The organism is Clostridium sp. AWRP, assembly GCF_004006395.2.
In the GTDB taxonomy this organism is placed as follows: domain Bacteria; phylum Bacillota; class Clostridia; order Clostridiales; family Clostridiaceae; genus Clostridium_B.
In genome coordinates this window covers 265,981-280,328 of the sequence record NZ_CP029758.2, presented here as the reverse complement: position 1 = coordinate 280,328, position 14,348 = coordinate 265,981, and the positions used below count along the sequence as shown (strand labels likewise).

Annotated in this window: 15 protein-coding genes; 9 read left to right on the top strand and 6 right to left on the bottom strand. The window is 29.0% G+C overall.

What is annotated here, in order from left to right; translation table 11 throughout:
• Window positions 1–75: 75 nt before the first annotated feature.
• From DMR38_RS01360 to DMR38_RS01350, 3 genes are all read right to left on the bottom strand, one after another.
• On the bottom strand, window positions 76–972 hold the full coding sequence (locus tag DMR38_RS01360; RefSeq protein WP_127719649.1) for a YegS/Rv2252/BmrU family lipid kinase: 897 nt from the start codon (window positions 970–972) through the stop codon (window positions 76–78).
• Window positions 973–1,109: 137 nt separating this feature from the next.
• Complete coding sequence (locus tag DMR38_RS01355) at window positions 1,110–1,538, bottom strand: CBS domain-containing protein (protein WP_013236977.1); 429 nt, start codon at window positions 1,536–1,538, stop codon at window positions 1,110–1,112.
• A gap of 120 nt (window positions 1,539–1,658) precedes the next feature.
• Window positions 1,659–2,219 (bottom strand): TVP38/TMEM64 family protein, encoded by a 561-nt coding sequence (locus DMR38_RS01350; protein ID WP_243124409.1) that lies wholly within the window; start codon window positions 2,217–2,219, stop codon window positions 1,659–1,661.
• 487 nt (window positions 2,220–2,706) lie between these two features.
• Between DMR38_RS01350 and pssA the strand changes: the two genes are divergently transcribed.
• Complete coding sequence (gene pssA / locus DMR38_RS01345) at window positions 2,707–3,228, top strand: CDP-diacylglycerol--serine O-phosphatidyltransferase (RefSeq protein ID WP_127719647.1); 522 nt, start codon at window positions 2,707–2,709, stop codon at window positions 3,226–3,228.
• Between the two features lie 53 nt (window positions 3,229–3,281).
• On the opposite strand, the gene DMR38_RS01340 is transcribed toward pssA, so the two are convergent.
• On the bottom strand, window positions 3,282–3,650 hold the full coding sequence (locus DMR38_RS01340) for a hypothetical protein (protein WP_065079003.1): 369 nt from the start codon (window positions 3,648–3,650) through the stop codon (window positions 3,282–3,284).
• A gap of 593 nt (window positions 3,651–4,243) precedes the next feature.
• On the opposite strand from DMR38_RS01340, the gene DMR38_RS01335 reads away from it, so the two are divergent.
• The 4 genes from DMR38_RS01335 (at window position 4,244) to DMR38_RS01320 (ending at window position 8,570) form a co-directional block, all read left to right on the top strand.
• Window positions 4,244–5,752, top strand: coding sequence for a PAS domain S-box protein (locus DMR38_RS01335; protein ID WP_127719646.1), 1,509 nt, complete (start codon window positions 4,244–4,246; stop codon window positions 5,750–5,752).
• A gap of 15 nt (window positions 5,753–5,767) precedes the next feature.
• Window positions 5,768–6,151: an ATP-binding protein gene (locus DMR38_RS01330; protein ID WP_127719645.1), complete on the top strand. Its 384-nt coding sequence runs from the start codon at window positions 5,768–5,770 to the stop codon at window positions 6,149–6,151.
• Between the two features lie 134 nt (window positions 6,152–6,285).
• On the top strand, window positions 6,286–8,274 hold the full coding sequence (locus DMR38_RS01325) for a methyl-accepting chemotaxis protein (protein WP_127719644.1): 1,989 nt from the start codon (window positions 6,286–6,288) through the stop codon (window positions 8,272–8,274).
• An 11-nt stretch (window positions 8,275–8,285) separates the two neighbouring features.
• Window positions 8,286–8,570 (top strand): STAS domain-containing protein, encoded by a 285-nt coding sequence (locus tag DMR38_RS01320; RefSeq protein ID WP_127719643.1) that lies wholly within the window; start codon window positions 8,286–8,288, stop codon window positions 8,568–8,570.
• Between the two features lie 89 nt (window positions 8,571–8,659).
• Here DMR38_RS01320 and larB read toward each other — a convergent pair whose 3' ends face one another.
• Together larB and DMR38_RS01310 are read right to left on the bottom strand one after the other, a co-directional pair.
• On the bottom strand, window positions 8,660–9,406 hold the full coding sequence (larB, locus tag DMR38_RS01315; protein WP_127719642.1) for a nickel pincer cofactor biosynthesis protein LarB: 747 nt from the start codon (window positions 9,404–9,406) through the stop codon (window positions 8,660–8,662).
• A gap of 45 nt (window positions 9,407–9,451) precedes the next feature.
• Window positions 9,452–11,167: a nucleoside kinase gene (locus DMR38_RS01310; RefSeq protein WP_127719641.1), complete on the bottom strand. Its 1,716-nt coding sequence runs from the start codon at window positions 11,165–11,167 to the stop codon at window positions 9,452–9,454.
• Between the two features lie 172 nt (window positions 11,168–11,339).
• On the opposite strand from DMR38_RS01310, the gene DMR38_RS01305 reads away from it, so the two are divergent.
• The 4 genes from DMR38_RS01305 (at window position 11,340) to DMR38_RS01290 (ending at window position 14,342) form a co-directional block, all read left to right on the top strand.
• Window positions 11,340–12,035 carry a DUF421 domain-containing protein gene (locus DMR38_RS01305; RefSeq protein WP_127719640.1) on the top strand — a complete coding sequence of 232 codons (696 nt, stop codon included), beginning with the start codon at window positions 11,340–11,342 and terminating at the stop codon, window positions 12,033–12,035.
• Window positions 12,032–12,412 carry a DUF4363 family protein gene (locus DMR38_RS01300; protein WP_127719639.1) on the top strand — a complete coding sequence of 127 codons (381 nt, stop codon included), beginning with the start codon at window positions 12,032–12,034 and terminating at the stop codon, window positions 12,410–12,412. The genes DMR38_RS01305 and DMR38_RS01300 overlap by 4 nt, the downstream gene beginning before the upstream one ends.
• 339 nt (window positions 12,413–12,751) lie before the next feature.
• On the top strand, window positions 12,752–13,684 hold the full coding sequence (gene fba / locus DMR38_RS01295; protein ID WP_127719638.1) for a class II fructose-1,6-bisphosphate aldolase: 933 nt from the start codon (window positions 12,752–12,754) through the stop codon (window positions 13,682–13,684).
• A gap of 127 nt (window positions 13,685–13,811) precedes the next feature.
• Entirely contained in the window at window positions 13,812–14,342 is a 531-nt protein-coding gene (locus DMR38_RS01290) for a CYTH domain-containing protein (RefSeq protein ID WP_127719637.1), read from the top strand.
• The last annotated feature ends 6 nt before the right edge of the window (window positions 14,343–14,348 follow it).

Sequence of the window (14,348 nt, the reverse complement as noted above, 5' to 3'; positions counted from 1 at the left end):
TTCTCCTTCTTTATTAATAGTACTCTAATTATATTTATTAATATCGCCTATCTTATATTACTATTTAAAATAAATTTATAATTTTATCTCATCTTTTAATCCTAAGACCTCTATTCCACCTTTAATACACTCTACAACAAGTGGAAAATCCGGTCCCCTTTCACCATCTATATCAGTAACTATATCTTCATCGCAATACACTTCTATTTTATTTGATTTAAAGTATATAAGTCCAGAAGTATCTTCCAAGTGATCTCCTTTTAGCATTTTTATAAATAGTGATATAATATCCTTTATCATTCCTGCTTTTATTATAATTACATCTAAAAGTCCATCTTGAATTTCAGCTTTATATGCAAATTTAAAGTTTCCTGCCATCTGTCCATTAAATATGAGCATAAGGTACATATCTCCATCAAAAATCGCGTTCTCAGACTTGACTTTCACCTTAAGTTTCCTCAAATTTGGAAGTTGTTCTAAACCTTTAACATAATAAGCTAATTTTCCCATAGTATTTTTCAAATTTACATCTGTTTTTTGAGATACATCCGTAAACAGTCCCGTACTGGCAACATTTATGAAATATTTGTCGTTTACCTTTCCTAAATCTAATTTTTTAGGAACACTATTTACTATCTGTTGACAGGCCTTTTTAATGTTTTGTGGCATTCCTATAAACTTAGCAAAATCGTTGGCAGTTCCTACTGGAAGTATGGCTATGGGCATATCTATATTTAACTTTTTCATGCAGTTTACAACATTGTCTACTGTTCCATCCCCTCCAGCTATCAGTATGTATTTGTAAGTTTCATCTATATCTTCAAATGCCTTTTTTATGTCAAATTCAAAACTTATTCTAAAAGGAACTATTTCATAACCATATTTTTGATGTATCATAATAACTTTATCTATATTTGATATTATTGTATTTTCTCCTGAATATGGATTATAAATAAATTTCACTTTATTCATGTTAAACTCCTCTAATTATATAAATTACAAACCTTGATTCTTTATTTAAATATATCACCTGATATTATATCACCTAAAGTAATAAATCCACAAGATTACTTGTAAATCTTGTGGATTTATTTACAAATTATTAAATTCTAGAATGCTGAGTAGTTATTTTCCGATATACTACTCAATGCATCTCCGGCCTGAGTATTTGACTTAGGATTTACTGCTAAATCTCCTAAAGATACCATTCCAACTACATTTTTATTTTCAACAATAGGTAACCTTCTTATCTGCTTATCACTCATTATTCTAGATGCATCTTCCAAATTCATATCAGGTGATCCGGTTACAGGATTTGCCGACATAATATCTCTTACAAATTTGGATTCGGTACCTCCACTCTGGGATGCTGATCTTATAGCTATATCCCTATCTGTCACAATTCCTATAACTTTTCCATTTTTACAAACTGGAACAGCTCCTATATTATTTTGCTGCATAATTTGTGCTGCTTTTTCCACAGTATCATCATCATTTAAACTTATTACAGATTTAGTCATTATATCTTTAACTTTCATTTAAAACACCCCTTTATACATTTTCAAAGAAATAACTAGTCAGTATGCTAGCCTATTTTCTTTCAAATGCTTTAAATTTAATTTCATATTTATTATGTCCTAATCTAAAGATTATGTTACTTATAAATTATTGGTATCTTTAGACTTTTTTTTATGCATATATATAGAAATACATGCTATAATAAATAAAACTATTATGGGCAATACAAATTTAAATGAAAATGGCTTTGTCAAATTTCCTCCTATTAAGGAGTAAGTGACCATTTCAGGTAAAATTCCTACTAAAGTTCCAAGAATAAAATCTCTATATTTAATTTTTGTAAGTCCTGCAGCATAACTAAGTGGATCATAGGGGAATACAAAACTTAATCTCATTGCAGTCATAATCCTAAATCCATACTTTTCTATATTGTCATTTAATGTTAAAGCTCTCCCTTTAAGAATCTTATTTACAAAAGATCGGCCTAAAAATCTAGATAAAAAGAAAGCTAGTGTGGCTGATCCAAAGCATCCAATCATACTAAGCAAAAGAGCCCTATATGAATTAAATATGCTCCCCGCAATTATTGACATAAGAGATGCAGGCAGTATAAGCACTACAGGTCTTATAGTATAAATTAAAATGAAAATAATATCTGAAAATTTTCCATAACTCTGTATATAACTTCTGATGCTATCCATACTTATCCTATATAAACTTCCTTTATATTTGTATAGAATAAATATGATAGTAAAAGCCAAAAAAAATACTATCAAACACTTAAAAATACTTTCTTTACTATTTCTCATAAATCCACAACTATCCTTTTTCTAATTTTAAAAGATAAATTAAATTACTAAATATATAATAAAATAAAGAGTAAATTCTATATGCACTTTTAGTATTATAACTTATACATGTAATATTTACATATTTTTGATAAATATTCAATAGAAAATGTATTACTTATTTATAAATTAAAGGCTTTTCCAAAATGATTTTAGTTGTGAATTGAAGTTCCCTGCATATTTTTAACAGAAAATTCACAAGTTTGTCATAGAAAAGACACAGACTATGTACTTAACTATTTTCATAAAATGAGGTATAATTAACTTACGTAATTATATACTTTTTATAATAAGTTAAGGGAATATAATTTAATTTTGTTATTTTTAAGGAGTGGTCACAGTGGCTAAAATAGCTAGAAGTTCAGTGCCTAATGCGTTTACGTTTGCTAATCTTAGTTGTGGTATAATGTCTCTAATGATGTCTTTCCAAGAAAATTATTTATGGGCTGGTATATTTATACTACTTGCATGTTTAGCTGATAGATATGATGGAAGAGTTGCTAGGTTTTTAAAAGTATCCAGTGAATTAGGTAAACAACTGGATTCTCTTGCAGATTTAGTTTCTTTTGGAGTTGCCCCATCAGTTCTTGCATTTAATATCTATAATTTTTATACTTTTGGATTATTAGGTTATATATTAGTATTGTTATTACCAATATGCGGAGCATATAGACTGGCAAGATTTAATATTACTGATTTTGATGGACAATTTTTTGGTATTCCAATAACTTTTGCAGGTATGTTTATGGCTTTATATTGTCTGATTACATTTAGACATCCTGTTCCTGCAGAATTTACCATTTTACTTATCATAATACTTTCTTACCTTATGATTTGTAAATATAGGTTTAAGAAGTTCTAATTTTAGTAAATAACCACATTTTATAAAAGAGATTAAGTAGAGATGTATTTTACTTAGTCTCCTTTTGTATCATCATCCTCATCCATATCATCTAAATTATTTAGAAACAATTCTTCATCTATTTCTGTTTCCACATATTTAATTTGCATTTTTTCTTTTATAACTTCAGTAGTAAGTTTACAGTATTCTGAGTATACTTCAGTAGAATCCTTTAATGTATCCACAACTTTATCAATTACATTTCCAAGCTTATATACTCTTTTTAAAGAATCTTTAACTTCACCTTTGTGCACTCCTGCTATAGAATTTAATTCTCCAGCTCCACCTATTAGCAGTCTGTAGGAATTAGTTAATTTAGATAATAGCTCTGCTAAATTATTTACATCACAATAATAATCTTCAATTATTTTTCTATGGGACAATATTTATCACCCTGCCTCAAATTTAAGATTTTCGCAACATGGTGGAGAAAATTTTTTTAATTAATAGTTAATGTGGATTTTTTTCCGTTACACTACAAAAATCTTTGATTAAACTTTTCACCACTCATTTCGCTAAAGCGAAATATTGCTGATTTATATAAATTTAAAGATTTTTTGCCACAGCTAAAAATCATCCTTCACTATTAATTTTTCACTATTAATTCTTAACTTGCGAAGCTTTGCTTCGCAATATTTTAAACTGCGAAAGTTGAGTTATATATAAATCTAGCTTCCACTTATGAAATCTATAGTATTACTATATTATCTATATTATTATTTAATAAAATTAATGCACTGATTACAAAAATTTATAATTAGTGCATTAATTTTATTCTTGCATATATAAATTTAACGATATTGAATTTAATATAAATATGTCCATTTAATTCTTATTAGTGAAATTAAATACAATATGGCTTTAAAAAAATATATAATTATTGTATCATTAGAGTATATCATTTATATTGGTAGCATTCAGTACCATAATCTTGAAAAATTATTTTTATATTTAGTGTGTACAGAGGTGGTATACTTTGAACTATAAATCAGGAGAAAGTGACCTTTATCATAAAGAAACACTTTACCTAGATAGTTTAAAACGCTTTACTAAACGTAAAGCACATAAAGAAAATTACAACTTATGGATTTTAGAAGGAGTCTTGAAAGGTATTACTGATATTATAAAGGTATTTGACTCCAATGGTAGAATCCTATTTTTTAATGAAGCTGGATGTAAGTTTTATAAAAAAACTAAAGATGAAGTTAAAGGTAAAAAGTGTTTTGAAATTTTAAATATGAAAGAAAACTGCAAAGACTGCGGCGTAGAAGAAGCCCTTAGAACCAAAAAACTAATAAGAATAGAAAAATATTTTCCAGAATATAACAAGTTTATGGATTGCACTTATAATCCTGTGATGAATAATTTTGGAGAAGTAGTATTTATTGTAGAACAACAAAAAGATATTACTAAGAAAAAAATATTAGCAAACACAATTAGAGAAAGCGAAGAAAGGTACCGCAAAGTTATTAATCTTTCACCAGAAGCAATCATTATAACAGTAGATAGTAAAATTGTACTGGCAAATCACAAAGCCTGTAACTTAGTTGGTACAGACTATGATAAAATAATTGGAGAAAATATTTATAAATATGTATCAAAGGAATTTATAAAAACTGCTCACAGGCGAATGAAACAGATATTAGAAGGTAAAAAATCTAAATCCATATCTGACTATAAAATTGTACGCTATGGTAATACCTTAATAGATGTAGAAATATCAGCAAGTTATTTAATGTACAAAGGCAGCCCTGCCATTCAAGCAATAATTAGAAATATTTCTGATATGAAAAGGAGACTAAACGAAGCCTCTAAGCTTCAAAGGAAATACATCGAAGACACATCTCCTATACCTGAAAAGCTTCAATTAGAAAGTCTGTACATGCCTGCTAAAACAGTAAGTGGAGACTTCTTTAGGTTATACAAAGTCAATGAAGATTTAGTTCTTGGAATAATTGGAGATGTTAGCGGCAAAGGAATTACAGCAGCTCTTAACGTACTAGCATTTTTTGTTCTATTTCGTGAAGCAATTTTAATAAGCTGTAATCCACTTGAAATAGTTAAGATTTTAAATAAAAAAATTGCTGACTATTTAAGTGATAACCACTGCATCGCTGCTTGCTGTTTTAGTTTAGATTTTAGCAAAAATGAAGCAAGAGTAGCAGGTGCTGGCATAAGCCAGTTTATGTTTCAAAAAAGCAACTGCAATCCACAAGAATTAATAGTTAAAGGTCCTTTTCTAGGTATGTTTCAAGATGCAGTATTTGATGAAAATGTGATTTCCTTTAAAGAAGGTGATAGATTTTATTTTCCTACGGATGGGTTAGACTTCATATTTAATGATAATGAAATTAGAAAAAGTTATCTTAAATCACACACATTAACTGAATTTATAAATTACTTGAAAGCTAAATTAAATGACATAATCAATGAAACCGGAGCATTAAAAGATGACAGCACAATAATCGCTTTGGAAATAAAATGATTTTGGAGGATATATATGAAAAGTAATGAATTTATTTTATATGGTTTGTCCAAGTACAAACAGATTATCGATAAAATCACTGCTGAGCTAAACGCTTCAAAGTACAATTTTGATATTAAGCTAATACTTACTGAAGCTTTAACCAATGCCTTTAAGCATGGTAATAATATGAACATGGACAAACCTATTTATTTAAAATATATATATGATGATTCAAATGTTCAATTTGAAATTAAGGATTGTGGTACTGGATTTAAAGATACAATAATTAACGAACAATTAGATACTGAAAACATACTAGAAGATGAAGGAAGAGGATTATTTCTCATTAAGAATCTTTCAGATCACATTGAATTAAAACAAAATACCCTAATTATAGAAAAGTCTTTGGCTAGCTAGAAAATAACAATAATATTCATCATTATAATTATTTTAAAAACTTACCCAAGTGTAAAATTTATTTATCTCCCATTTTTATAGAAGATGGGAGTTTTAGCGATTAAACAAGAGTATGAAAGTTTGGAGGTATTTTAATGAAAAAAAGTTTAAAAAATAAATTAGGTTTAATGTTCTTTGTATTTATAACTGTCCCTCTTATTATTTTAGGAACTTTCTCTTATATTAGGACTTCTAGTTTATTACAAAATACAATTAAAAACCAATTAGAAAGTACTTCAAGTCAAACAGTACAGTCTATAGATGAAAAAGTAGATTCGGTGGACAAGTATATTAAAATTTTAAGTTCTGATGAACGTATGGCAAAAATTGCCTCAGGTGATACCACCTACAACAATGAAGTCTATAATTATCTACAAAAAATACAAAAAGAAAACAGTAGTATAATAGAAAGTCTAGTTATCACAAATACATCAGCTAAAGGAATTATTAGTAATTCAAGTGAAAATTATACCGTTGACTATAGTGATAGAGACTATGTCAAAAACGCTTTAGAAGGCTCTAAAAACACTGATAAAAAAACTGTTTTAATATCAAAAGTTACAGGCAAACCTGTAATAGGAATCGCTCATCCTTTAAAAATTGACAATAAAATTGTAGGTACATTAATCGGAATAATACCTTTTAAAGGAGTATCTAACATCAAATTAGGTAACTTTGGATATGCATATATGATTAATAAAGATGGGCTTATTATCTCTCATCCTAAAACAGATAAAGTATTTAAAGAGAATATTTTAAATAACTCTAATAGCCAGTTAAAATCTTTAATAAATGAAGCTAAATCAAGTAGAACTTCTGAAGGATACTATAGCTATAACGGATCACGTAAGTTTGGAAAATTTGTTTCCAATAATAATTGGATTATAGCAGTAGAAGCTGACTGCAGTACATATATGTCTCCTGCTTCAAGTATTAGAAATTTTACAATTATAATAGCTATATTAGCTTTACTTATTACAATATTTTTATCATATAGATTTTCTATGAGAGATATAATAAATCCAATTAAACAATTAGAAAGTTTAATGACCAAAGCTGGTGAGGGTAACCTAACTGTAAGGTCTAAAATAAATACAGAAGACGAATTACAGACATTAGGTGAATACTTTAATAAAATGATTGAACATCAGCATAATACAATACATAATGTCAGAGATGCATCAGAAAATTTGGCTGCTTCTTCACAAGAACTAGCCTCTTCTAATGAGGAAATAAGTTCTACAACAGAACAAATGGCTGGCACTATAGAAAAAGTTGCACAAGATGCTGAAACTCAGAATAGCTCTATTGTAGAAGTATCAGAAGTCTTGGTTCAACTGTCAAGTTTGGTTCAAATATCGCAAAATAGGGCACTCACAGCTAAAAAGAATTCCAAACATACCATGGACACTGCAGAAGAAGGAAGAAATAAAATTGAAAATACAGTTGATGCCATTGAAAATATCCGTAAATCATCAGTTGAAACAGAAACTACTTTAAAAGTCCTGCAGAAGCTTTCTAAAAAAGTAAGTGGAATTATTGATACTATAAACAGTATTTCATCTCAAACTAACTTACTAGCACTAAACGCAGCTATTGAAGCAGCAAGAGCAGGAGAACACGGAAAGGGCTTTACCGTAGTGGCAGAAGAAGTTCGTAAACTTTCAGAAGAAACTAACACTGGAGCAAATGAAATATCTTCATTGGTAAGCGAAATGGTAAATGAAATAACCAAAGCTGTAAAAAACATGAATTCCAGCAAGGATGCAGTTAAATCTGGTGTAGTAATAGCAAAAGATGCCGATAAATCTTTTGTAAGCATCATAGACGCCGTAAATCAAATATCGAACAATGTAAATGAAATAGTAGATGTGACAAAAGATGAAGTTGCTACTTCTGATAAAATAGTAAATCTTATTAATACAGTTGCCACTATTACTGAAAACACTGCAGCTAGCAGTGAAGAAGTTGCCGCATCTGCTGAAGAACAAAATTCAGCAATTGAAAATGTGGCAGCTAGTGCTGAAGAATCTAGTGCATTAGCCGTATCCTTAAACAATCTTGTAGAAAAATTTACAATTTGAGGTGATTTAAAATGAAGGATTTAAATATTGAAATACCAGAAAACTTTGCTGTTGATGAAGCAGATGATCTTAGACAAAAACTTAATTCTCTAATAGATAAAGGTGAAAAAAACTTTTCATTGGATTTTAGTAAGTGTACTTTTATTGATAGTACTGGACTTGGAGTTTTAGTTTCAATTTACAAAAAATGCCAAAGCATGAATGGGAGCTTTAAACTTTATTCAGTTAGAAATGCAGATGTTATGAAAATTTTTAATATGACACGATTAGATAAGGTATTTGAAATAAATAATTAACTAAAAAAATCCTGTTACACTAGTTTTTTAGTGCAACAGGATCTTTTTAACTTACATCTGCGAAATATAATACCAGAAACTCTGTTTACCTAAAGCTTGTTTATAATACTAGCAATATATCCTGCCCCAAATCCATTATCAATATTTACTACACTTACCCCGCTGGCACAACTGTTAAGCATTGAAAGAAGAGCAGCTATTCCTCCAAAACTCGCTCCGTATCCTACACTTGTAGGTACTGCAATAACAGGTTTATCAACAAGACCTCCTATGACGCTAGCAAGTGCACCTTCCATACCTGCAATTACTATAATTACTTTAGCTTTTCTTATAGTATCTAATTTATTAAACATCCTGTGTATTCCCGCTACACCTACATCAAAAATTTTTTCTACTTTATTTCCAAAAATATTAGCAGTTTCAAAAGCCTCTTCTGCTACAGGTATATCTGATGTTCCTGCCGTAACTATAGCTATATATGATTCCGTCTTCTCTTTGGAGTTTTTTACTATAGTTATAGTTCTCCCTGATTCATTATACTTTGCATAAGGGCAAATTTCTTTTACAGCTTTATACATTTCTTTACTAGCTCTAGTTCCCAGTATATTATTATCTTTGGTAAGCATAAACTCAACAATTCCCTTTACCTGATCTACAGTTTTACCTTCACAATATATTATTTCAGGGTAGCCAACTCTTATTTCTCTATGGTTGTCTACCATAGCATATCCTAAATCTTTAAATGGAAGATCCTTCAATTTTTCAATTCCTTCTTCCACCCCTGTTTTGTTTTCTTTAATATTTTCTAGCAGATTTCTGAGTTCTGATTCATCCATTTTTTTTCACCTCATAAAGTAAAGTTATTTATGCCATAACAATTATCAACTATAGAAACAACTTCCGCCTATAAATTCCCTTAAAATAGAATTATCGGGAACAAACTTAACATCCACTGATTTAAAGAAATGGAGGAAACTTTTAAGTCTCAATGCTTCATAATACACAGGGCTAGAGCTACTTATACCGTCCAATTCTTTAAGTGCATAATCCTTTAGTACACACAGCTCGTACACTAACGTAGAATTAAACATAACATCTGCATTTTCCTGAAATACAAATATATTTTTTTCTTCTCCATTTTTTATAGAAGGCCACATCTTTAAAGTATCTTCCGCACTATACCCTCTAAAAAGGAAATCTCTAACTATTCTCCTTATAATTCTCACATCAGTAGTAGCTATTCTATTATGATTATCTAAGTTTAATTGAGTAAGAGCACTTATATATATTTTAAATTTATTTTCTTTTGGAATAGCAGAAGTAAGAAGTTCATTCAATCCATGTATTCCTTCAATTACAATTACACCTTTTTCCGGAAGCCTCAGCTTGTTGCCAACCCATTTTCTACATCCTGTTTTAAAATCAAATGTGGGTACTTCAATTTCTTCTCCCCTCATAAGTGCTTCTAGATCATCATTAAAAAGTTTTAAATCAAGGGCATATATAGATTCAAAATCATAATTCCCATTTTCATCTTTCGGTGTATGATCCCTATCTACAAAGTAATCATCCAGTGAAATTGGCACAGGTATTATTCCATTAACTCTTAATTGTATTGAAAGTCTTTTTGAAAAAGTAGTTTTTCCAGAAGAACTTGGTCCTGCAATCAACACAACTTTTACATTTTTTCTTTCGCTTATCATATCAGATATATAAGCAATTTTCTTTTCATGAAGTGCCTCCGCTACCCTTATCATGTATGCAATTTCTTTATTTTCAACTTTATGATTTAGAGATCCTACATCTCCTACTTCAAGTATATTTCCCCATTTTTCAGTTTCATAAAATATCTTGCTTAATTTTTTATATTCTACAAATTTAGGCAAGTTATGAGGATCAGATTCCACAGGATACCTTAGTATAAATCCTGGCTCATAATACATTAAATCAAATATCTTCAATACTCCCGTAGAAAATGCCATAGATCCATAAAAATAGTCATATCTGCCATCTAATTCATATAACTTTACCTCATCTGTCTTTACATAATTTAAAAGTCTTACTTTATCTTCCATACCATAGTTCCTAAAAATCTCTATTGCACATTCTTTAGGCATCCCTATTTTTTTTATAGGTATATCCTGTTTTATTATCTCTTCCATTTTCTTTTTTATCTTCTTTATATCATCTTCACAAAGAGGAGTATCTTTATGAATTTCCCCAAATATACCTTTACTTAAAGAATGCTCTATAGTAACTTTTGCCCCATTAAATAAATCATATACAGCTTTAATAAGAACAAATTGAAGTGTTCTTGCATAGGTTTTATTTCCTAACTTGTCCCTTATATCTACTATCTTAAAAGTCCCAGATTTCTCTAATGAATTAGTAAGTTCAAAATATTCTTCATTGACTTTCGCAAGTACCACAGGTATGTCCTGTACAGGATAATTGTCCTTAAATATTTTATACAAACTTGTTCCCTTTTTAACCAATATATCTTTCTGCCCAACTTTAAGATTTAATAAATCTTTTCTGTCTTTCTCTTGTATTTCACAAATATCTTTGTACATCAATTTAGTACTTACCTTCCCCATATAATCATCCCCTTTGACCTAAATATCTTACTAAATTAAGTGCTACTATCATTATACTTCATATTTATTCTAAAATGTTCTCATTTTTACTTATATTTTTTTGTATTAATGTAAATATATAAATAGATATATATTTTCAATATATAATTTGCAACTTGAAGGGTGGTATTTTATGTTCATAGTACTTTTTAGAACTATTATCTTATATTTACTAGTTGTAATATCCATGAGGCTTATGGGTAAAAAGCAGATAGGTGAAATGGAACCTTTTGAATTAGCTGTAGCAATAATGATATCCGAATTAGCTTCTCTTCCAATGCAAGATACCAGAATTTCTATAATTCACGGTATAATTCCAATAATAACTCTTTTGACTTTACAAACTCTTTTAGCGCTGCTCCAGCTTAAAAGCGAAAAAATAAGATTGTTTTTTAGTGGAAAACCAACCATATTAATTGATAAAGGAAAGCTGGACTTAAAAAAATTAAAGGATGAAAAATTTAATATAAATGATTTAATGGAAGAACTGAGAATGCAAGGATATTACAATTTATCCGATGTAGAATATGCCATACTTGAAACCAGTGGTCAACTTTCTGTTATACCTAAAACCGAACTCACCCCTGTAACTAAAACGGATTTAAAAATAAAACCTTCTCAAGATGTACTACCCATAACACTCATAATAGATGGTAAAATAAACTTTAAAAATTTAATTATAGCAAAAAAGGATGAAGCTTGGCTCAAACAAATGATGAAGAAAAACAGCATAATTTCTACAAAAAACATATTAGTAGCTTTACTGGATTCAAAAGGAAAATTTTATTACCAACTAAAAGAAAAAAATACACAGGATGTGATTAAATGAAAAGTTCTATAACATCTTTTACCCTATTCATACTGATGATGCTATCTATACTATTTTCAATACAATATTTAAATACAATATGTAGTAAATTAGAAAGTTCAAACATAAAAATAGAAAAATCCATTGAATCAAATTCCTGGGATGAAGCCCGTAAGAATTATGAGAATTTCATGGTTCAGTGGAAAAAATATTCACCAAAGGTATCAATTTTTTCAAATCATAATGAAATAGACAATATAAACAGTGAGTTATGGAAATTAATGCAGCATATAACATATAGAAATGGAGAAGAATCCCTAGCCTCTATAAATGTAATAAAAAATTTGCTGCATCACATACTGAAAATGGAGCAATTAAACATCCAAAATCTATTTTAAATTCAATTTTCTATTTAAATTTTATATATTCCATATTGTATTTATGGTAAAAAGGATTTACTTCTGATATACTGTAATTGTACGTTTAGTACCTTTAGGCTTAACTAGCTAATATTGTAAAAATGTTTAAAAAATAAGTTTGTCCATAACTTTAAAAACTTTATATAGGGTTCATAACTTAAACTTATAGATTTATATGTAAAAATATTTTATTTTTATATTAATAAAACATAAGAATAAACTGAATTGCTTATAATATATCCATGTGTATACATCTAGCTTTCACTTAGAATCCCTATATTATAGCTATAAAATATTATATTGGAAGGTGGAATAATAATGGCATTAGTTACTACTAAAAACATGTTCAAAAAAGCTTATGAAGGAAAATATTCAATAGGCGCTTTTAATATTAATAATATGGAGATAATTCAAGGTGTAGTTAATGGAGCAAAGGCAAAAAACTCTGCTGTTATTTTGCAATGTTCAGCAGGTGCAATAAAATATGCAGGTCCTAAATATTTAAAAGCCATGGTAGACGCTGCAATAGAAGAAACAGGTATTGATCTTGCACTTCACTTAGATCATGGTCCTGATTTTGAAACTGTAAAGTTGTGTGTAGAAAATGGTTTTACTTCAGTAATGTTTGATGGTTCCCATTTTGATTATGAAGAAAATGTAGCAAAAACTCAGGAAGTTGCAAAATATGCTCATGACCACGGAGTAGTAGTGGAAGCAGAGCTTGGTGTACTTGCTGGAGTAGAAGATGATGTATCTGCTGCAGAACATATATATACCGATCCAGATCAAGCAGAAGACTTTGTAAATAGAACTGGTATAGATTCACTAGCAATAGCTATAGGTACTTCTCATGGTGCATTCAAATTTCCACCAAACTTCAAACCTAAATTAAGATTTGACATACTTGAAAAAGTTCAGGAAAAGCTTCCAGATTTTCCTATAGTACTTCATGGCGCTTCCGCTGTAGATCAAGAAGCAGTAGCAACTTGCAATAAGTATGGAGGAAATTTAGCTGGTGCTAAAGGAATACCAATAGATATGCTTAGGAAAGCTTCTTCAATGGCTGTATGCAAAATAAATATGGATACTGACTTGAGATTAGCTATGACTGCTGCTGTGAGAAAAACTTTTGGAGATAAACCAGAAGTTTTCGATCCAAGAAAATACTTAGGTGCAGGAAGAGATGAAATACAAAAAGTAGTAGAATACAAAATAGATAATGTTCTTGGTTCTGCAAATTCCTTAAAATAAAAAATAAGAGGCTTCCTTATTAGGTTTAAGGAAGCCTCTTATTAAATTTTTATTAATTTAACCTTTAGATATTAACTTTTATGGTATAATTCAAAATAACAATAGTTTTTCATAGGGAGTGAATTCTTTGGAAGAGTGTGAAACAAGAATAATAAAAATAGATCCTGATCATATAAGATTAAAACTAAAACAGATGAAAGCTATAAATGTTAAAATGGAAAATCAAACAAATTATATATATGACTTTAAAGATGGACGTCTTATAAAAAATAAAGGCTATGCTAGAATAAGAGTTGTAGAAGATCTCCTCCACAATTCAACCCATTTTTACATGACTACTAAAAAACTTTTAAGTCAGCAAAAATATAAAGTAATGGAAGAAAATGAAACTGAAATATTTGACGCAGAAGCAGGTAAAAAAATATTTAAATCACTTGGACTAAATTTACTTCAATCTATAAAAAAATATCGGGAAAGTTACAAATATAAAAACAGCTTAATTGAAATAGACATAAATGATACATCCTTCTGTCCTTTCCCTTATATAGAAATAGAAACTAAAAGTGATGGTGAATTAAATGAACTGGTAGAGTTACTTGGATATTCCATAAAAGATACTACCTCCAAAACTATATATGAAATATTAAATGAAAAATAGGAGAAT